A 21,015-nucleotide genomic window follows, 5' to 3' on the forward strand; every position below is an offset into this window, starting at 1 on the left:
TTAATAAAAAACTTTTTGAAATACCACCACACCACAGAAACTACACAATAATCCTTCAAACAGCCTTCAGATAATTTTACGTCAAGATATTTCATCCAGTTAAGTTGAAAAAATATAGTACTTAATCAACTCCAGACCCCAGCAAATCATTTAGCTTATTAATAATGCTCTACCGTATGTGAACTTTTATTAAAGGTCTAAAATTATTAATAGCTCAATGTCATATACAAAACATTTTACAAGAAATGATGTACCTAAAAAAATTTAAATCATCCTATTAAAAGAGAGGAATGTGCAAATGAGTATAAAAAAAGGATTTCGTTTTTTCGCTGTTCTCTTAATGCTAGTAACCCTTATTATTTCTGGATGTAGTAATTCAGAATCTTCAAACGGCGAAACCAAACCGAGTGCAGATTCTTTGAAGGGGAAAACAGTGAAAGTATTACTTTCAGCTGGCGGTGTTGGCCAATTTAACGCATGGAAGGAAAGATCCAAAGAATTTACGAAAAGAACAGGCATTAAAGTAAAATTTATTGAAACTCCTTATGAAAACCTTTTAGAAGACATCACCACAGACGGTATTGCGAATGGAGGAGCATACGATTTAGTTGTACACCTTGATTCCATGGGTTCTTCTATTTCACAGTTTGTAGAACCTCTTGATAACTATGTAAAAAGGGACAATATTGATTTAAATCGTTGGCCAAAAGCTGCGATTGATCTATCCACATTTGATGGTAAGATTCAGAGTTTGCCGGTAAGGGCTCACGTTCAAATGCTGTTTTATCGTAAAGATATCTTTCAAAAATTAAACATTCAACCTCCTACCACTTGGAAAGAGTTTGAGGAAGCAAGTAAAAAAATTACCGACAACACTGACTTATCTGGTGTCGTTCCGTACTATGGTGCAGGTAATAATGGTCAAAACCTATTTATGTGGACAGCTTATTTATGGAGTAATGGTGGTGACATTTTTGATAAAGATATGAAACCAACATTTGCATCCAAGGAAGGCGTAGAGGCTACGCAACGCTATATTGATCTTCTTGTAAAAGATAAAGTGGCACCGCCGGGTTCTGTAACCTTTGGTGAACAAGATTCTCGTACATTCTTTAAACAAGGTAAGGCTGCCATGTGGTTAGGCTGGTGGTGGGTGTTCTCTGAATTCAACAGCAAAGAATCAGCTGCTCCAGAAGTTGCAGGAAATGTAGGGTTTGCCCCTGTTCCTGGATGGGAAGGGAAAGATAGCAAAGCAAACGTTTCATCTTTCCCATTGGCAATGATGAAGGGGTCTAAAAATAAAGAGGCTGCATGGGAAGTTATGAAGTGGATTGCAGAGCCTCAAGAAGAACTTGATATTGTAATGAAGACGGTTAAGAATGAAGTCCCAGCTGAAGTGCAATCTACCGTAATCACACAAACTGAGAACCTCCGAAATAAGGAACTTAATAGTTTAAGTGATGGGTTTTATGATGTGGCAGCTGATAATTTTGAGAATTCTCGTGCATTGCCAAAAATACAGGAATGGCCACAAGTGGCGGATATTATTAGTGCGGCCATCTCAAAAATGGCTACAGGTGAACCGGTTGAATCTAATCTAAAAAAAGCCTCAGAGCAGGTTGAAAAGCTCTTGGATAAAGCTGGTTACTATAAGTAACATTTGAAGATTAAAATACACCTATCAATAAAGGTTTAGAAGGTTTCTAATTTCTTCTAAACCTTCAAGATAGGGGATCTGGTACTCTATTGGGTGTAAATGTCACAATTGATGTTTCCTATTACCCTACTACACTACTTAGGAGGGACTTTAAATGAAAAATAATGTTTTTAAATATACAATCCTTGCTCCTGCGCTCATTCTTATTTTAGCAACGACAATTTACCCTCTTATTAGGTCGTTTTGGATCAGTCTCCATACTTGGGACTTAAAGAAATCAACAGAAATGGGTCCTTTCATTGGCTTTGAAAATTATATACGCGCCTTTTCGGACTCACAATTTTGGAATAGCGTTGTCATTACACTAATTTTTACTGGACTGACTGTACTTATTACCATTGTACTGAGTATCGGGGTTTCACTCTTGTTAAGTAAAGAAAAGCGTTATCTTTCCTATCTGCGCGCAGTTTTAATTATTCCTTTTGCAATGAGTGCAGCTCTTATCGGTTACTCTTGGCGATTCATGTTAAATTCGGATTATGGTTTATTTGATAAAATTATTGACTTTTTCATTCCGCCTTTGGCAGATGTAGTTTGGTTAGGCACTCCACAAACAGCAATGGCAGCACTAGTTTCAGTGGTTGTTTGGATTTGGCTTCCATTTATGAGTCTCATGTTTATTAGCGGTTTAATGGGTATGCCAAGAGAAGTGTTTGAAGCGGCTCAGGTGGATGGGGCCTCTCGAATTCGAACTCTAATACATATTACATTACCGATGCTAAGACCAATTATTTTAATTGCTTCCATTTTAATGACAATGTTTTCATTAAAGGCATTTGACCCTATTGCCACACTAACTCAAGGAGGACCAGGAAATTCCACAGAAGTGTTAAATTTCCTTATTTATAAAACAGGCTTCCGTTTCTTTGATATGGGATATGCCTCAGCACTTGGTTACATTTTAGCGATGATCACTATAGGGTTTGTCGTCATATACATGAGAAGGCTTGTCAAAGGAGATGATTGGAATTAATGAGTAGTGTAATGGATTTAAGCAAAAAAGAAAGTGATTCAGTATTATTGACAGACCCATTGGTTATAAACAAAAAAAATAAGAAGGTTTCCTCTGCTATTTTTGAAGGCTTTGGAGTGATACTTGTCGTCCTGTTTCTTTTTCTTCCTATTTTTTGGATCGGAATTACAGCATTTAAGCCGGAACAGGAAGTTTATACAACAAGCATTTTTTTTCAGGCTACACTAGACAATTTTAAGACTGTCTTTAGTCAATCTAATATTGGAAAATATTATTCTAACAGTACCATTGTTGTTATTGTAACACTGCTGATAACAATGCCAGTGAGTATCCTTGCATCATATAGTCTTTCCCGATTCAAAATCCCCGGGAAACAAATATTTTTGTTTGCAATTTTAGCGACACAATTTATTCCATTAATTGTTAACGTCATTCCATACTTTATCATGTTCAGAAATTGGGGATTGCTTGATACAACGATCGCCCTAATCATTGTTAACTTAGGTCACACAATTCCCTATGGTATTTGGCTTCTTAAAGGTTTTATTGATAAAATCCCACAGGATATGGAGGAAGCCGCAACGATTGATGGAGCAAATCGACTTCAAGTAATTTGGCATGTTTTATTACCTCTTGCTAAACCGGGAATTATTACAGCTACCGTTTTTTGCTTTGTTATCACATGGAATGAATTTATGTTCGCATTAGTTTTAACAAATCAAGAGGCTGTTACATTACCGGTCGCCCTGTCATTCTTTAATGGGGAAAAGGGAGTCTTATGGAATCAAATGGCTGCAGCGGGAATCATCTTTGTTATACCAACGATCATTTTTATGTTGATTGTAAGAAAGCAATTTATTTTAGGAATGACTTCAGGCGGAGTTAAATAAAGAGTGATTGCCTGATTAGCCAATAATTATTTATAAAAGGATGGTTCAGAAAATGGAGAAAACATTAACTAAAGAAGAAACCAGTGTGATGATTAAAACAGAAGATAAGAAAAGAAGTAACATTCAAATAAAGAATAGGGGAAATTTAATCTTTTATGCTGACTCTAGTGAAGTGAATCCAATCGATTCTAAGGATGATTACGACTATGTCAATATTAGTCCTGTTGACCAGAAAAAGCAAAGCATGAGGGGATTTAATGAAGAGTATAACAATATTGTTGATTATATTGTTAAAATAACCCGCCAAATTTGGAAAGAAAAAGATATTGGCTTAATTTATGATACCTACAGTACCGGGGTAAGCATTCACAAAGGCTTAATTAACAGCCATGGAATAAATGAGGTAATTTCCGGAACTCTTCAAACGCTGCATTCTTTTCCGGATCGAAAAGGATTAGGCTGGAGTGTTGTTTGGTCGGGCAATGACCAAGATGGATTTTTTACCTCTCACAGAGGAAGATCAGTTGCGACTAATACTGGGGACAGCTATTACGGACCGGCAACAGGTAAAAAAGTAATGTTTAGAACAACGGCAGACTGCCTTATTCATTCCAATAAAATTTATGAAGAATGGCTGGTAATGGATACCTATCATCTGGTTCAACAATTGGGATTTGACCCGATTGAGGTGGCTAAGAAAGTAGCGAAAGGCACTCAAAAGCTTGCCCCGTCGTTAAGTTTTGGCCTCCCAGAAACAGCTGAAACAGGACTTCCTCCAAAACACTTCATACCTTCATCAGATGAGTTCGAAATTGGGGAATTTATGCTCGATTTGTTTAATAAAGTTTGGGAGAGACGTTCCTTTAACTTTGTCAAAAAATTCTATGAAGATAAAGCAGTGGTTCATTATGTCTGTAACAGAGATTTAGTCGGCGTAAATGAGATTCAGGGGATGTTTATTAGTCTGTTTGCTTCAGTACCAAATGCAAAGTTAGTACTTGAACGGATTACTTGCAATAGAAGAGAGAATGATCAAGATTGGGATGTTGCTGTTCGCTGGCGGTTACAAGGAATGCATGAGGGCACTGGTTATTTTGGGGTGCCAAGTGGAAAACCGATTGATATCTTTGGAATTAGTCACTATAAAGTAAGAAATGAAAGAATCGTAGAAGAATGGCTATTATTTGACGGAATGGAAGTATTGCGGCAAATCTATTTGCCTGAATCAGAAGAAAAGGCATCATCTGAAAATTCTCAAACCGAAGATGGAAATTTTACTGGAGTATCGTGATTAATAGTATTGGGCTAGTTTTTTTAAAAAAAGGAGGAAGTAAGTTGGAATACTTAAAAAAGGCAAAATTATATGAACAGACATTTTCTAATGATGTTGAACAAACAGTAAAAGAAATTATTGAAGTTGTTAAATCTGATGGCGATGCTGGTGTTAAAGAATACGAAAAACGTTTTAGTCAATCGGATCGTCCGTTAAGAGTAAACGATGAGGAAATTGAAAGATGCATCAATACGCTATCAGATGAAGTAAAAGAATTAATTGACCGGGTTGTGGACCGAATTTCGGCATTTTCTCAGGCGCAGCTTGAGTGTCTAATGCCACTTGAAAGAGAATTTGGGCCAGGGATCCAAATGGGTCATCGTATTATTCCAATTGAAAAGATTGGAGCCTATGTACCAGGGGGGAGATTCCCGCTATTGTCATCTGGTCCGATGGTTGTTGCACCTGCAAAAGTAGCTGGAGCTAAACAAATCGTTGCATGCAGTCCGGCAAATTTTAATGGGGGTATCCACCCTGCCGTCCTTTACGGGCTCGTGAAATCAGGTGCAACCGATATATTTGCCATTGGGGGAGCCCAAGCTATTGCTGCCATGGCTTATGGAACAGAATCAGTCCCTGAAGTGGATATCATAGCTGGCCCAGGAAACCGATTTGTTGCAGAGGCCAAACGTCAAGTATTCGGAAAAGTAGGGATAGATCTTATTGCTGGTCCAAGCGAGGTAATGGTTTTTGCAGATGATTCAGCAAATCCAAAAAAATGTGCTGCTGACCTCTTGGCCCAGGCGGAACATGATCCATTTGCAAGAGCCATTTTCGTTACAACCTCTCGTAACCTGGCTAAACAAACCGTGGACGAAATTGAACATTTGCTTCAAGAGTTTTCTCCAAGTTCCCCAGCGCATGAATCATGGTCCAATTTGGGAGAAATTATCTATGCAGAGTCTTTACAAGAAGGAATTAAAATTTGTAATGATTATGCGATCGAACATCTGCATTTACATGTAAGAGATAGTAGACTTCTGATGGAGCAGCTTCATAATTACGGTTCACTTTTTATAGATTCTGATAGTTCAGTTGTATTTTCCGATAAGGTTTCTGGAACTAACCATACATTGCCAACGAATAGAGCTGCCCGATATACGGGAGGGCTGTGGGTAGGAAGTTATGTTAAGGTATTGACCCATCAACAGATTATTGGGGATGGTGTACATTACTTAGCATCACATGCTGCTAAACAATCAGATATTGAAGGTCTTGAGGGACATCGTCTCTCGGCTGCCATACGTTTAGCCTAGGATGGAGTACCAACAGCTAAATAAATTTTTTTACTATGTTACTACATCATGAATTAATCAATCGGGTAAATATATGAATGCGGATTCAAAAGGGGTAATGATTAATGTGAAGGTAGAAATGAAACATAGTATTAATGCATATGATGTCGCAAGAAAAGCTGGTGTTTCCCAATCAACAGTTTCGCGGGTATTAAATAATTATCCACATATTAAGGAAGATACGAAAAAAAAGGTTCTATCTGCCATTAAGGAACTTAATTTTACACGGGATGAGATTGCCAGGAGCTTAGCGGAAAAGAAGACAAGGACAATCGGCTTAATCATTGGTGATATTACAAATCCATTTTACGCTGAGACATCTAGCATTATTATGAAAAGAGCCAATGACCAAAATTATGATGTCATCATAAGCTACACTGATTATCAAAATGATAATCTGGATCAAGCCATTCAGACTTTTATTGGAAAAAGAGTGGATGGGATTATTATTGGTTCAATTAATCGGTCTAATAAAAAAATCAATGAACTATATCAATCTGGTTTTCCTATTATTTTATATAATAGCCCGGTGGATGATTATGAGCATGCCAATTTTGTTGTGCTAAATAATGAAAGAGGTGCTTATTTAGCGACAGAACACCTCATCAATCTCGGTCATCAAAGAATCGCATTTGTCTCCGGACCTGATCGATTTTTGAATCTTTATCAGCGGCACATAGGTTATGTTAATGCATTAAAAAAATATAATATTCCATATAATGAAAGTTTGGTTTATAAAGGTGAATTGACTTTCCAAGAAATTATCACTTTTGTTATTACACGTCTCTTTACTCACAATAGGCCAACTGCCATTTTTGCTGGTTCTGATCAAATCGCATTAGCGATAATGGATGCTGCAGCTAAGCAAGGTCTTAGAATGCCGGAAGATCTTTCTATCATAGGTTACGATAATATAAATTTTTCTGCCAACCATTTAATCAGTCTAACTACTGTTTCTCAAAATATCGTTACCATGGCTACTCTAGCATTGGAAAATCTGCTTCTATTAATTGAGGGAAATGAAGTGATGGAGAAATCTATTCAAATTGAATTAGCACCCGAACTCATTATTCGAAAGACCACAGGTCCTGTTTCCATTTTTTAATAATCCCGACCCTTAAATTTCTTGATTCGTTATGTTAGGTCTAAATCTTTTAAAGACAAGGGCAGGGATAGAGACTAAAGTTGCTTACAACCGTTTCTATTCATGCCCTCATACTATCATTTAATCTGGAAATTTTAGGCGAAAGCTTAATGTAAAAAATGATGATTGAATGAAAAGAACAAATATAATTTTGATATTTTAATAGGAGTGTATGCGGATGGCACAGTTTATAAAGGTTGGAAAATCGGTTGAAGAACTAGCTCAGTCAGAGGAGCAGGTTTACCAAACGGTGAAGTCCATGATAGAAGAGGTTAAGAAAAATGGTGATAGTGCTGTAAGGGAGTTTTCTAAACAATTAGACAAATGGTCTCCAGAGAGTTTTAAACTCTCTCAGGAACAAGTTAAGGAAATTATTAATTCTGTACCTGAGGAAACGATTAATGATATTAAATTTGCACAGGCTCAAGTAAAAAGATTTGCTGAGGTCCAAAAATCATCGATTAGAGATATTGAAGTGGAAACATTACCTGGAATAACATTGGGTCATAAAAATATCCCAATCAATAGTGTCGGATGCTATATCCCTGGAGGAAGGTATCCGATGGTTGCTTCGGCACATATGAGCGTTTTAACTGCAAAAGTTGCAGGAGTAAAACGGGTGATCGCATGTACGCCCCCCATTAATGGAGAAATTCCAGCTGCAACGATTGCTGCCATGTCACTGGCAGGAGCAGATGAAATTTATATCCTTGGCGGAGTTCAGGCATTAGCTGCTATGGCGATTGGTACAGAAACAATCGTACCGGTAGATATGATTGTCGGCCCTGGAAATGCCTTTGTGGCTGAAGCAAAACGGCAACTTTTCGGAATTGTAGGCATTGATTTGCTAGCAGGACCAACTGAAACCTTAGTAATCGCTGATGACAAAGCTGACCCTGAAATGATCGCCTGTGATATTCTTGGTCAAGCCGAACATGGCCCGACTTCCCCAGGAGCTTTAATTACCACCTCTGCCAGGATTGCAAAGGAAACCTTAATTGAAATAGAGCGGCAATTAAAAGTCCTGCCAACTGCTGACGTAGCAAGGGTTGCTTGGGAAGAAAACGGAATCGTTATTGTTGTTGACACACTGGAAGAGGCTGTAGAAGAAGCGGATAAATTAGCATTTGAACATGTAGAAATACTAACTGAAAATTCTGACTATTTCTTAGAAAATCTGAAAAATTTCGGTGCATTATTTTTAGGACCAGAAACGAATGTTGCGTATGGAGATAAAGTGATTGGAACAAACCATACCCTGCCAACGAAGGGGGCTGCACGTTACACAGGAGGACTTTGGGTTGGAAAATTCATTAAGACATGTACTTATCAAAAATGTACTCCAGAAGCGAGTGCCTTTATTGGTGAATACGCCGCTAGATTATGTGAATTAGAAAACTTTATGGGCCATCGTGAGCAAGCTTTACTCCGCGTTAAACGGTATGGCAAGAAAACAGTGACAAGTTAATCCTTGTTTAAAAATCCGGATAGGATTGAAATACATTCAAATACCATTAGAGGGTTCGATTTTTACCCAGAGAAATGAAGTATAACAACATTTTACTTATAAAAGGAGGAAAAAATATTTTGATAACTATAACCAAAGAACAATTTAAAAAGAGAGTGATTCGTTTCGAAGATTTGGTCGCTGACCGAACCGCTTTTATAGATGCGAAAACTCCTGGTTCGGACAGAAAAGAAAACTATACCATTATCGGTCCTGGTGTTTCAGAAAGCAGAAACAGGTTTATCAATTTAGAGGAAGCACATGGATTTAACTTTGGTGCGGCTGGTATGCCGCACGGAATAAAAAACTCGCTTCATTCTCACTTAACTGCAGAGGTTTTTATAGTTGCTAAGGGGACATGGCGCTTTTTCTGGGGTAATGATGGGACAGAAGGAGAGGCGATCTTAAAAGAGGGAGACGTTTTCTCCATTCCTACTAAGATTTTCCGGGCATTTGAAAATATTGGCTCTGACGATGGTTTCTTGTATTGCATTTTAGGTGAAGATAATCCTGGGAAAGTTACATGGGCTCCTCAAGTGCTGCGAGCTGCTGAAGGATACGGACTAGTTTTATTGGAGGATGGACGATTAATTGATACGACAGCTGGACAGGAAGTTCCAGCAGATGCAAAGGTAGTAGTGCCTATAAACGATGAAGAACTGGCTAATGTTCCGAAAATAAACGTAGAAGAAATGAGCAAACAGATTTTTCGCTTCCAAAAACGAGTGCCTCACGAAGTTTCATACTTGGATTGCCGAATTCCTAAAGGAAACAAAAATAGCTACGGGTTGATTGGACCGGGAATGGCGGAGGCCATTGATCGTCCAACAATCCTAAATTATAAACATTCATTTAGCCTAGAGTTAGTGGAAGCTGAACCCGGCAATGGATTCCATACTTTCAAACAACCAGGTAAGCAAGTTGTTTTCGTTCAAAGTGGTGAATGGAAAGTTTCTTTGGGAGAAAGTGGAGAAGACGGAGAAGTCGTGCTAAAAGCTAAGGATATCATGTCTATTCCAAGGGATGTTTTTCGTCGTATTGAAAGTGTAGGAAAGGAAACAGGATTCCTCTTTATTATCAACAGCGGGGACGATCGTCCAAAGCTTGAGTGGGCACCTGAAGTGGTAAGCGCTGCTAGGAAAACCGGCTTATATCTGGATGAAAACAATAGGTTGCTAGAATTATAGATAAGTAATAATAAAATGAAATGGTCGTAACCCCAAGTTTTCTGTTTCAGAACAGCTTGAGGGTTACGATTTTTTCAAAGACTAAAAGTTTTCCATGTTCCATATCAATACTTTTATTTATGAGATAGCAAGCAGATATAAGTGGAGGGAAGAAAGTGGACCATTTTACAGACCTGAAGAGTCAAAAGGTGATTGTTACCGGTGGAAATAAAGGAATCGGAAAGGAAATTGCCCATTCTTTTGCCAAACTAGGAGCAACCGTCATCATTACCGGGAGGGAAGAATCATCCCTTAAGGAAACAGCTGATCAATTAAAAGTATATAATTCCGATTGTTCCTATATTGTTTGTGATATGCAAGATATTAAGAGTATCTATTTAATGGTTGATGAAGCATACTCTCGGATGAAAGGCCTTGATGTTCTTGTCAATAATGCAGGAATAAATATTCCGAAACCCGCGCTTGAAGTGACAGAAGAGGATTGGGATCGGGTACTGGACACTAATTTGAAAGGAGTGTTCTTTTGTTCCCAACAGGTCGGGAAATATATGGTTTCCCAAAGAAAAGGAAAAATTATTAATATTGTTTCACAAATGGCTTTTGTTGGATATGTTAAACGAGCGTCCTATTGTTCTAGTAAAGGTGGGGCAGTTCAGCTTACGAAAGCATTAGCGGTTGAATGGGCTCCTTATAATATAAAGGTTAATGCAGTTGCCCCAACGTTTATCGAGACCGATTTTACAAAAAAAATGTTTGAGGATCAAGATTTTTATCAAGATGTGATAAGCAGGATTCCGCTGGGGAAAATGGCCCGCCCTTCTGATGTCACAGGATCGGTTCTATTTTTGGCTTCTGAAATGTCAGATTTTATAACGGGAGAGACCATTCGAGTTGATGGAGGATGGACAGCTATTTAAGAAGCTGAGGAGGTTCCAATGCTGATTCAGACGATTTTATTAAAATATTATTTTCAAAGAATTGCTTCGGGGAGATTCTTGCTGATTCTTTTATTACTTTCAAAAGATAAAATACATATTCAAGAAAGGGATAATGATGAGTAAAGAAGATTTAATTTTGCTTCCAGGGACACTGTGCACGGAAAGTCTTTGGAAATATCAAATAGAACAATTGTCAGATGTGGCGAATATCCAAGTTGGCGATTTGACACAGAACGATACAATCCAAGGGATGGCGGAATCGATATTAAGAGAAGCCCCATCGGAATTTTGCCTTGCTGGTCTGTCTATGGGCGGGATTGTTGCGTTGGAAATAATGCGCCAAGCCCCTGAAAGGGTCAAGAGATTAGCTTTGCTGGATACAAATCCTACCCCTCCACGCTCAGAACAGATCGCGGGCTGGGAAAATTTTATTGCCATGGCAAATAACGGACGATTTTTGGAAATTACCGAAAAGTATTTGCTGCCTGTTTTAATCCATCCTAATAGACAGAAGGACGATAATTTAGTTAAAACCATTATACAAATGGCTGAAGACATCGGACCTAATGCCATGAGCAGACAAATGAACGCGCTTATGACTCGTCCGGATGTAAGGGAGCATTTATCCTCAATTAAATCTCCAACACTTGTTATTCTTGGAGACCAGGATGAACTTTGTCCCATTGGGATGCATGAATATCTTGCTTCTGTCATTCCTAATGCAGAACTCGCAGTTATTGAAAATTGTGGTCACTTAAGTACGATGGAACGGCCAAAGGAGGTTACAACAGTTTTACGTGACTGGCTGCTTAGTTAGGTAGAGTAAAAATCGTAATACAACACCAATAAATCAGAAATTTCCGTATTAACAATATTGATTAAAGGAGTGAATAAAGTGATTAACAAAGTGAAGGAAAAGATCAGGAATGGAGAAAAAGTACTGGGTGTTTTTCTTGGAATTTACTCACCCTCACTGATCGAGATGATTGGATATTCTGGATATGATTTTGTCGTAATTGATGATGAACATGGGGCGTTTAGTCATTCGGAAATTGAAAACATGGTAAGGGCTGCAGAGTTGGTTAAATTAGTCCCAATTATCAGGGTTTCTTATGATCCATCAAGCATTCAAAAGGCATTGGATCGAGGAGCAAAAGGTATTCAGGTACCTATGGTTAATACAAAAGAAGATGCGGAGCGGGTGGTGAAAAGAGCTAAATTTCCGCCGCATGGACAAAGGGGAGCCGCTTTTGCCATCCGGGCAGCACGTTTTGGAAGGGATGGTGGTGAATCCTATTTTATAGAAGCTGATGAGAATCTCCTAGTCAGTGTTCATATTGAAACACCAGAGGCTGTGAACAACTTTAAGGAAATTATGAGTGTGCCAGGTATAGACATGGCATTTATTGGATCCACTGATTTATCAGTCAGTATGGGATTTAAGGCAGAGGGAGCAAATCATCCTGAAGTAAAACAGTCAATCCATGAGTTGTTTAGAATCGCCAATGAGCATGGATTTAAGGTCGGAACCGTAGCAGCAAACTCAGCAGGAGCAGCGAAAAGTTTCGAAATGGGAGCCTGTTATGTAGGGATTACAGGACACTCGGTAATCATTAACGCTTTCGACCAAGTAGTAAATGAAACTAAGAATAGCAGATGAAAGATGGAGAATTACTAGTATTAGTTAAAGACACATTGAAGGGGTTAATACAAAAAAATGTATTTCTCTGAGCTAAATAAACAAATTTTTGAAAAGAAATAGGATTGTCTAGGCAGATGCAATAAATTCAATATATTACCTGGTGTAAATGAAAAGTGGTTATCCACGTTTAACTATGTAACTTGGCTCTGCAATCTTTTTGGTTTAAAAGGCGACGATTTATTTTTCCATTCTGAATAAGTAAATTATGTACAAAAATAGATGAGTCGTTAAAGCAGGTAAATCCAATCTAAGTTCGATAGTAAATTAGGCATTAAGGAATTTCCCTGCTTTGTAAAAAAAAAATGTATGTTCGCATGATTTAAAGGTTTTTAAATACTATTAGTTGCGAATCAAAAATTCCATATTTCCCCTAGGAAGTATGACTAGATAAACGCCTTCACACAAAAATAACCTAAAAATCACTCAAAAATACTGGTCAATGTCTGAATGTAAATGGAGGATTGGTAATGAAATGACTATTTTTAGTCAAAGGAAACACGGTCGCACCAAACTGTGTTTTTTTGATAAAAGGGGATTTTCTATATCATCCTTAAACATTTTGAGATGGCATACTGTAGTTGGGATTCTTAAAGGTTCAACTAGATAATAAAATCCCAGATATAAGAGACATAAGGAATATTTATAAGAAAGTGGCAAAAAGTATTAATTAGGTGGAGGAGTACATAGATCAATTTCTCAAAGTAAGATTTCTGCACCTCTAAAATGAAACAGAAGCCTTAATAGAAAACATTTTAGGTAAAAATGGTCATTTTCAAGTGAAACATCTTAAAATTTTTGGACAGTACCATGCAAATATGTTTTATTTTTTTAAGACTATTCAAACTTGCAAAAATGTACAAAAAAGCTAAACAGAAAAAAGACCATATAACAGCGTTTATTTTGGCATGGATGAATATTGCATTCGGTCTTGTATCATTATTGGCAAATTGGATATACAGTCACTTTATTTGGTAACTATATCAAAGTTTAATTCTAAAAAGATTTTGGAGGTGTCAATACATGGTACATAATGAAGAAAAGGAAAAATTACTTCGTGATTACGGTTATCCAGAGCAGTCCATTCCACGATTAGTACAGGAAATAGATTCGATGAGCCTTGATAAGGTGAAAAAACTGATTCTGCCATTTAACGATATTACAGCTGATAAATCATTTAGACGTGATTAGCACGTAAAGTGGCCCCCCAGGTCTGGTGGGTTCGATTCCCACGCAGCCCCGCCAACCTGGATTTATAAGAACTTAGTCAACTACAAAATGATATAGCGTGATTACGATTTAAAGCGACCCAACAGGTCGTTTGTTATTACTTCCAATGTCCTTTTATATGCTTGGAAATTCCTAGGATCATCGTTATCGCAATGATTTTGAGTTTTATTTTGATGCAGAAGTTATGTCCTCAGTATGAGATTGCCCTTTTTGTTTTCCCCTTATCTGCTTTTCGCCTTCAAAAAGGCCGCATAGTTTGCCGCCTCTTCAGGCGGGGCCGTGAGGGATCTCTCATAGCCTTTCCGGAAGCTTCTTTCGTACGCCCGTACAAACCTCTGCCCGAGTATCCGTCGGGCCGCCTGTTCCGCCGTCAATTCCGGGTGGGCATGAAGGTATGAGTAGAATTTCTTCCCGGAAGAAAAAGAGAGATACACCTGCTTGAGAAGCCCTATTTTCATGAGGGGCAGGACGATTTCCTTCTTGTTGTCCATGAACAGCCGAGATTGTGGCATTTGCTGCCAGGCACGGGAAATCCGGAAATTATGTCGGTCTTCTAGCCCCGAACGGATTCCCTCATAATATCCCTCTTCCATCCCCATCTGGATGGGGTCGGGCGGGGCTTGGCCGTCTGTTTGGAGACCGCCGGCGAAAGAGAGGACGGCAAACAGAAAAAAGGCTACCAGGTTCCGTATCACAGCGTTTTCCCCCTTTCTGAGTCAATTCGTCCTCTTTAGTATAACCAGTCATTTCCTTCATATGATAGCGGGGAAGGAGTAGATTCGGTTAGATAAAGACGATAAAGGTTATCCATTTTTGATTGATATGGTTACATTTGTACCTGAGGAATAATAAAATCATCGAAAATCCCTTATAAATCTTAGAACAGTGAGTAGGTAACACTCACAGTGCCTCGCCCATTTGGATTGAAGGCACTTTTTTGGTGATGTAATAATAGCGTTTAAAATAAGTCCATTTAATACGAACCTTGTGAAAAATTGTACTTAAACTATAGGATGCAAAAGTTGAAGATCTAGCTGCCATTTTAGGTGTTTTTTCTTATTCAATTTAAGTAAGAAGTTTTGGTGTAGAAGGATAAATTATGTGGAAATTAAACCAGGGGAATCCATAGGCGAAAAGGTGTAGTGTCGATGTTTAATCGTGTGTTAGCAATATATATCCTTGTTCTAGGAATAATCATTATTGTTATGGCTTTTGCGATATATCAGGATATTAGATATAAGTCTGGGGAACTAACCATTTTAGAGAGATATGAACAGAACAGCACAGCACAGCACAAAAACGAATTATGAACTGGCACATTATGGAGTAGTAGATGCTAAATTTGAAGGGAAAGTGAGAACCGCCCCTCTGGCGTCCTGATCACACCCTTTTAGAGTCATAGTATCAGTATGTCCAAGCATTAGAGATTAATTGCGATTGTTTTGAGTTTTTTGCACCAGAACCCATTTTTTTCTTCTGTTTTTATATTCGGTTTTCTTTTATACTAGAATGATCTTAACAATGAGGTAACCTGTATGGAACATACTAAAAACTTGCTCTTACAAGTATTGATTATTTTGATCCCTGTCTTTTTTTATTCTATGTATTTAACCAATCGTCATCAATTCATCGAAACGAAACGTCAAAAATTAATTTTCAGTTTCTTGGCAACGATTACGTTAGTATTGTGCATGTCCTTCCCGATCTATTCGGATGTAAACGAGCGAAATGACCTACGGTTTGTAGCTCTTATGATAGGTATATTTTATGGAGGTGGATACGCAACAGGTATTGTTCTCACGATCATCTTATTGTTGTATCGTTGGTATTTCGGGGGGGCAGGTTTTTATTCAACGGCATACGAAGTCCTTTTCTTCTTACCCATGTTTTTTTTAGCATATCCACGTTTCATCCAACAGGATCGAGCAGGTCGAATGAAACTGGCTTGGATGATAACATCGGGGATGTCCTTGATCTTCTTCCTCGTGGATTTTCAAGAGATGGATTTTTTTACCCACACACTTCAGGAAATTTTAGCGATATGTGTTGCCACCATCGTAACCGTCTTTTTGATTGAAACCTTAAGGGAAAATGCCCAGTTACACATGGAAGCTCAACAGGCGGAAAAATATAAGATACTCGGAGAATTGGCCAGTTCCTTTGCTCATGAAGTTCGAAATCCCATGCAGACCAATCGAGGATTTCTCCAGTTACTTCTACAATCGCCAATTTCAGAGACGTATAAAAGGTATGTTCAAATTTGTATAGAAGAAGTGGATCGAACGAATGACGTCATTACCGAATATCTTTCGTTTGCCAAGCCAGAAGCGGATACGAAAGAGTCCGTCGATGTTTGCCAAAAAATACAAACAGTCGTCAAGATTCTCTACTCCTATGCTTTAGAACGAAAAGTAAGCATAGACGTCCGACTTCCGGAGCAAGAGTGTGCGATATTGGGTCATCCCCCAAAAATGAAACAAGCCTTCCTCAATATCATCAAAAATGGCATCGAAGCGATGCCTCAAGGTGGTGCGGTTTCCATTTGCGTGAAACAGGAGTCACAGCATGTGATGATCCAAATCCAAGATGAGGGAGTGGGGATGAATGAAGACGAAGTGAAACGTCTTGGACAACCATTTTATTCCCTGAAAGAAAAAGGAACCGGCATAGGACTCATGGTGAGCTATCGCATTATCGACTCGCTTCATGGAAAAATCACCGTCCAAAGCCAAAAAGGAAAAGGAACCACGTTTACCATTCGGTTCCCTCTCCATAATTGTAAAAATATCATCGCCATTAACTGACAAACATGAGCGTTAGCTAAAAATAAAAGTATATGAACCGACAGGAGTTAAAGGGTATTGGATCGTAGATAACCGTACTGAGACAGTTGAAGTGTTTATCTTTATAGAAGTAAGTATTTTTGAAGACTTTATCATCGATTTAAAGAACATATTGGCTGCGGTGAAAAAGGAATTAGCAAAGCATCAATGGTAGTGAAGAAAGATGGCACCATTAATCTGCGAATGTTTATGGATACTACATCCATTAAGCTATTTGTTAACGATGGGGAGCAGGTCATTACCAATCGGATATTCCCAGAGGATACTAGCAAGCAGTTTAACCTATTTACAGAAGGCGGCAAGGTTTGTGTAGATAGCATTGAATCATGGAAGCTAGGTTCTGTGTGGAAGTAAATACTTTTTTTGAAATAAAGATAGAGCTCTAATCGATTAAAGATGATTAGAGCTTTGTTTTTGACTGTTGGAAGTGTGAATGCAGTAGGTTTACACCAAAAATCAACTAATTCCTAACGGTAAAAAGAGCAAAACCATGAAGCCAATCAAAAACAACGCAGAAATGGTTAACTCTGGAAGAACTAGGAAACTATTTATTCACCACTACCGTCAGCAGCAAACCGGAAATACATTAATCAAGAATCTAAATTAACAGTTAAGGAAGCTATTTATAAGTATTTAAGCTAGTTTATCAATCTTCTTGGAGTTCAGGGAACCGATAAATCAGTTGTTTATTATTTTTGGCAGCATTTCGGTAAAAATCTCGATAAACATAAATACTAGTATTAGGATGGCAGGTATGGAGAGAATTGCAAAGCTTAGGTAGGCAAGTTTCAGCTTGCCATTTGATTGGTCGAACCATTTCGTAATGTACTCAATCAGTAAGGCATGAAGGACGGACCCGATAAAGAACGAGGCCGAAAATAAGGCTATTCCTAACGGTGCTTGTGGTCCAAAAAATTCATTGTTTGGATTGGACATAAACAAAGGTTAACAATTAATTTTTGGTCCAATATTTTAGAAGCAACAGGGGACAGTTCTTTCTATAACCTAAGAAAGTTTAAATAAACGCCTTCACAAAAAAAAGGGTAAAAAATAACCAAAATTGCAAAAAACGCCTTCAAAAATCAAATTTGAAGGCGTTTTTTGACGTTTACGCTCAAAAAATGCCCTCAAATTTGAAAATTGGCGATTCGCTTTACCCCGCCAATCTCGATATCGTAGAAGTGCAAAGGATGCGGGCTTTCACCTAAATCCCTCGCAAAGGACAAGGTGATGAAAAGGTGTCATAAAATATTCACATTCTAATGAAAATCATATGACCTTTTTCTTCATTTATTTCTATATCAAATATGAAGGAGTTTTATTAGAAGAAAGTCAGTGGTTGAAGATGGCAAAATATCGAATGGTACGTACTGATTTTTGGAAGAATCCGGTTGTTTCTGAGGAGATGACTCCTGAGGACAAATACTTTTACCTGTATCTTCTTACCAATCCACATACGACCCAAATTGGAATCTATAAGATTACCAAAAAACAAATGGCTTTTGATTTGGGTTATTCGATTGAGAGTGTTCACTCGTTAATGGAGCGATTCATCGTGCATCACAAGCTGATTCGTTACAATCCTGAAACGAGAGAACTGGCGATCAAGAACTGGGGGAAATATAACCTGGATAAAGGCGGGAAACCGTTCATGGATTGTATATCTTCCGAGTTAAAGGATGTGGAGGATCTAACACTGATTCAATATGTTTCGAAGGCGATTCAAAAACAGGAAATTCGCAGTCTATTTGAATCATTTTGTGAACAAGAAGAGCTGGTTTTCGGCAAGGAAGTTAGCAGCCAAGATGAAAATGATACATATCTAGAACCTGAATGTGGAGAGCTTGACGATACGTTGACGCATCGTGATACGACAAGAGGGCAAAAAGAAGAAGAAAATAAAAAAGATAATAAAAAAGAAAAACAACAACAACAAGAAGCTTTTAATCCAAATATAGAGAAAAATCCAGACACAGAAAATAATCAAAAAGATGTAGATGTAAAAGAAATTATTGAGTGTTGGGACAACAATGGATTTGGTTTTTCGAACGTGAATGCCAAACAACAGTTATTATCTTGGTTAGATGATTCTATCTTTTTACAACCGAAAGATGTGATATTAAAAGCGATGAATATTGCTTGTGCCAATAACAAGCGAAAGCTGAGTTATGTGGTTGGGATTCTGAAAAACTGGGTAAATGACTCCTTACTGACCGTAGAAGAAATTGATTCCTTTTATGAGAGTCAAAATTCCGCACCAAAGCATAGGCAATCAACCGAATCGTTTCCTACCGGAAGAGCGATTCCAGGTGGATTTAAACTTGACCTTACGGCAGGTGAAGAGTGATGAGTATCGTGGAAAAAGCGTTCTTAGGAAGCTTGATGAAGGCGGAGTACTTACTCCAAGATACCATCATTCAACCTGAACAGCTAGAAAGTACACGGCATAAAGAAATCATGCGAAGAATGGTGGAGTTAAAACGGGCGGGGAAGAATGTTGATTTAATCACATGGACAACCTTACCAGACCTCAATTCATTAGGTGGAATGTCTTACCTATCGGAGCTGTTATCATACGCGGAACTGGAGAAATTTGACGGTACGGAGAAGCTCATTCTCGATCTATGGAAGGAACGTGAAAAGAGAAACATCTTGACGCTTGCAGCCATGAATGATTGGGAGATTGCGAAAGTCATTGCCGAAATGGATAAAATTAACCAAATGAAAATGGAGGATCACACGTCCTTACAACAAGAATTGGTAGATATCTATGAGGCACCATGGGAAGATCGAATATCGTTGAAAAGTGCAACAATGGGTATCAAAGAGCTCGACGAAGTGACGGGAGGCTTTCAGGGCGGGGAAGTTACGATTCTAGCAGCAAGACCATCGATGGGAAAAACCGATGTGATGCTTCATTTTGCGAAAATGTCGGGTTGGGCCGGGTTCCTGCCACTCGTATTTTCCTTAGAAATGCCTGAAAAGCTGATCACTTCCCGATTAATGGCTTCGACTGGAGGCTTTAACCGTGCAAAAATGCGGGATCCAAAAAGAATGCTAACTGAAAATCAAAAGAATAAATGGTCGGATGTGATTGGTGATCTCCCGGAAACCCATATGTAAATTTTTGATGGGGCGGGACAAACCATTGCCGAAATGAGAACGAAAACGCGAAAAATGATCAATCAATTTCCATACAAGAAACCAATCCTTTTTATCGACTACTTAACACTAATCCATTCTGGACAATTTTACGGTGGAAATTCCCATTTACAAGTAACGGAAATATCCAAATCCCTTAAAACAATGGCGAAGGATTTTGATTGCCCCGTCATTTGTTTAGCGCAGCTCAATCGATCGGTGGAATCAAGAGCCAATAAACGGCCGATGATGTCTGATATTCGGGAATCGGGCAGTGTGGAGCAGGATGCGGATGTCATTTTGTTCTTATATCGTGAAGCGTATTATGACAAGGAAACGGACAATCATTCCCTTGAAATCATTGTCTCGAAAAACAGAAATGGTCCAGTTGGAAGCATCGCTGTCAATTACAACGAGCATACAGGAAGGATTGAGGACCAGAAGGAATCGAGTCCTACCATTGTATAACCTATATTTAGCCGAAAAAAATCTTAAATCGAGGTGTGATCACATGATTGTGAAAGATCTTTACATGGATTGTTTCCGTTATGAAGAATCCTCATTGGCCCATTGCATCTATCATTTACTAGCAGAGCAGAAAATTTCATTAGATGACGACATATCCAAGATAGACTTAGAACAAGCCGACCATCAGAAAGTAAGGGAATTGGTTCAAAACAATGTATTAGGTATTCATAAAGGTGGCATCTACTCACTGAAGATGAACCAGAAGGATTTTGTCTTTATCTTTGCTGGCAGCCACAAAGAAGCCATCCAATTCTATACAGAAACATTTCATCAAAACCCATTGAATTGTCACGAAAATTCGCTAGATTACCGGCTCGCTAGAGGAAATGATGTAATTTCGTTTCGGGATTTGAGGAAGAAATTCATGAGTTTTCCAGCAATAGCGGGGTATTTTAAGAGGGAGATATGAAAGTGAGAGAGAAGGGAACAAACCCACATCTAGGATGGTCCGATCGGAACCGTCAAACTGAGCTTCAACAAGCTTTGCACTTCTCCACTTTTATTTCCAGATTGCCTAAAAAAAATACGATGCAATAAGAAATTCACTTTTTATCACATCGTATTAATTATTTTACGACTTTAATCGTACG

21 protein-coding genes and 1 pseudogene are annotated in these 21,015 nt (G+C 38.4%); 20 read left to right on the forward strand and 2 right to left on the reverse strand.

Annotated features, from left to right (window positions below):
• The first annotated feature begins 298 nt into the window (after positions 1–298).
• The 14 genes from J7E67_RS03590 (at position 299) to J7E67_RS03645 (ending at position 13,874) form a co-directional block, all read left to right on the forward strand.
• Positions 299–1,657, forward strand: coding sequence for an ABC transporter substrate-binding protein (locus J7E67_RS03590; RefSeq protein WP_214711704.1), 1,359 nt, complete (start codon positions 299–301; stop codon positions 1,655–1,657).
• A gap of 154 nt (positions 1,658–1,811) precedes the next feature.
• Entirely contained in the window at positions 1,812–2,690 is an 879-nt protein-coding gene (locus tag J7E67_RS03595; RefSeq protein WP_214711702.1) for a carbohydrate ABC transporter permease, read from the forward strand.
• Positions 2,690–3,580 carry a carbohydrate ABC transporter permease gene (locus tag J7E67_RS03600; protein WP_251026549.1) on the forward strand — a complete coding sequence of 297 codons (891 nt, stop codon included), beginning with the start codon at positions 2,690–2,692 and terminating at the stop codon, positions 3,578–3,580. Before J7E67_RS03595 ends, J7E67_RS03600 begins: the two co-directional genes overlap by 1 nt.
• A gap of 52 nt (positions 3,581–3,632) precedes the next feature.
• Positions 3,633–4,871 (forward strand): ester cyclase, encoded by a 1,239-nt coding sequence (locus tag J7E67_RS03605; protein ID WP_214711700.1) that lies wholly within the window; start codon positions 3,633–3,635, stop codon positions 4,869–4,871.
• A gap of 44 nt (positions 4,872–4,915) precedes the next feature.
• On the forward strand, positions 4,916–6,169 hold the full coding sequence (gene hisD, locus J7E67_RS03610) for a histidinol dehydrogenase (RefSeq protein ID WP_214711699.1): 1,254 nt from the start codon (positions 4,916–4,918) through the stop codon (positions 6,167–6,169).
• Positions 6,170–6,266: 97 nt separating this feature from the next.
• The gene (locus J7E67_RS03615) at positions 6,267–7,313 is read left to right on the forward strand and encodes a LacI family DNA-binding transcriptional regulator (RefSeq protein ID WP_214731021.1); all 1,047 of its coding nucleotides are present in this window, start codon (positions 6,267–6,269) and stop codon (positions 7,311–7,313) included.
• A 217-nt stretch (positions 7,314–7,530) separates the two neighbouring features.
• Entirely contained in the window at positions 7,531–8,820 is a 1,290-nt protein-coding gene (hisD, locus tag J7E67_RS03620) for a histidinol dehydrogenase (protein WP_214711695.1), read from the forward strand.
• Between the two features lie 119 nt (positions 8,821–8,939).
• Positions 8,940–10,046: a cupin domain-containing protein gene (locus J7E67_RS03625; protein ID WP_214711693.1), complete on the forward strand. Its 1,107-nt coding sequence runs from the start codon at positions 8,940–8,942 to the stop codon at positions 10,044–10,046.
• A gap of 155 nt (positions 10,047–10,201) precedes the next feature.
• The gene (locus J7E67_RS03630; protein WP_214711691.1) at positions 10,202–10,963 is read left to right on the forward strand and encodes an SDR family NAD(P)-dependent oxidoreductase; all 762 of its coding nucleotides are present in this window, start codon (positions 10,202–10,204) and stop codon (positions 10,961–10,963) included.
• An 18-nt stretch (positions 10,964–10,981) separates the two neighbouring features.
• A complete protein-coding gene (locus J7E67_RS31745) occupies positions 10,982–11,107 on the forward strand; it encodes a hypothetical protein (RefSeq protein WP_285290445.1) in 126 nt (41 codons plus the stop codon).
• Complete coding sequence (locus J7E67_RS03635; protein ID WP_214711689.1) at positions 11,100–11,801, forward strand: alpha/beta fold hydrolase; 702 nt, start codon at positions 11,100–11,102, stop codon at positions 11,799–11,801. The genes J7E67_RS31745 and J7E67_RS03635 overlap by 8 nt, the downstream gene beginning before the upstream one ends.
• A gap of 78 nt (positions 11,802–11,879) precedes the next feature.
• A complete protein-coding gene (locus J7E67_RS03640) occupies positions 11,880–12,644 on the forward strand; it encodes an HpcH/HpaI aldolase family protein (RefSeq protein ID WP_214711687.1) in 765 nt (254 codons plus the stop codon).
• Positions 12,645–13,538: 894 nt separating this feature from the next.
• Positions 13,539–13,661 carry a hypothetical protein gene (locus J7E67_RS32230; protein WP_374197136.1) on the forward strand — a complete coding sequence of 41 codons (123 nt, stop codon included), beginning with the start codon at positions 13,539–13,541 and terminating at the stop codon, positions 13,659–13,661.
• Positions 13,662–13,706: 45 nt separating this feature from the next.
• The gene (locus J7E67_RS03645; RefSeq protein ID WP_214711685.1) at positions 13,707–13,874 is read left to right on the forward strand and encodes a hypothetical protein; all 168 of its coding nucleotides are present in this window, start codon (positions 13,707–13,709) and stop codon (positions 13,872–13,874) included.
• Positions 13,875–14,134: 260 nt separating this feature from the next.
• On the opposite strand, the gene J7E67_RS03650 is transcribed toward J7E67_RS03645, so the two are convergent.
• On the reverse strand, positions 14,135–14,608 hold the full coding sequence (locus J7E67_RS03650; RefSeq protein WP_214711683.1) for a hypothetical protein: 474 nt from the start codon (positions 14,606–14,608) through the stop codon (positions 14,135–14,137).
• Positions 14,609–15,061: 453 nt separating this feature from the next.
• Here J7E67_RS03650 and J7E67_RS03655 point away from each other — a divergent pair, with 453 nt between their 5' ends.
• From J7E67_RS03655 to J7E67_RS03670, 3 genes are all read left to right on the forward strand, one after another.
• Positions 15,062–15,223: a hypothetical protein gene (locus tag J7E67_RS03655; protein WP_214711681.1), complete on the forward strand. Its 162-nt coding sequence runs from the start codon at positions 15,062–15,064 to the stop codon at positions 15,221–15,223.
• Between the two features lie 225 nt (positions 15,224–15,448).
• A complete protein-coding gene (locus J7E67_RS03660; protein ID WP_214711679.1) occupies positions 15,449–16,717 on the forward strand; it encodes an ATP-binding protein in 1,269 nt (422 codons plus the stop codon).
• Positions 16,718–16,903: 186 nt separating this feature from the next.
• On the forward strand, positions 16,904–17,110 hold the full coding sequence (locus J7E67_RS03670; RefSeq protein WP_214711677.1) for a GH32 C-terminal domain-containing protein: 207 nt from the start codon (positions 16,904–16,906) through the stop codon (positions 17,108–17,110).
• A 324-nt stretch (positions 17,111–17,434) separates the two neighbouring features.
• Here J7E67_RS03670 and J7E67_RS03675 read toward each other — a convergent pair whose 3' ends face one another.
• On the reverse strand, positions 17,435–17,692 hold the full coding sequence (locus J7E67_RS03675) for a hypothetical protein (protein ID WP_214711675.1): 258 nt from the start codon (positions 17,690–17,692) through the stop codon (positions 17,435–17,437).
• A gap of 409 nt (positions 17,693–18,101) precedes the next feature.
• Here J7E67_RS03675 and J7E67_RS03680 point away from each other — a divergent pair, with 409 nt between their 5' ends.
• From J7E67_RS03680 to J7E67_RS03690, 3 genes and pseudogenes are all read left to right on the forward strand, one after another.
• Positions 18,102–19,103 carry a DnaD domain protein gene (locus J7E67_RS03680; RefSeq protein WP_251026550.1) on the forward strand — a complete coding sequence of 334 codons (1,002 nt, stop codon included), beginning with the start codon at positions 18,102–18,104 and terminating at the stop codon, positions 19,101–19,103.
• Positions 19,103–20,365 (forward strand): annotated as a pseudogene (locus J7E67_RS03685) (replicative DNA helicase). Before J7E67_RS03680 ends, J7E67_RS03685 begins: the two are co-directional and overlap by 1 nt.
• Before the next feature lie 43 nt (positions 20,366–20,408).
• Positions 20,409–20,834 (forward strand): hypothetical protein, encoded by a 426-nt coding sequence (locus J7E67_RS03690; protein WP_214731023.1) that lies wholly within the window; start codon positions 20,409–20,411, stop codon positions 20,832–20,834.
• Positions 20,835–21,015: the final 181 nt, after the last annotated feature.

This window comes from Bacillus sp. ISL-46 (assembly GCF_018613205.1).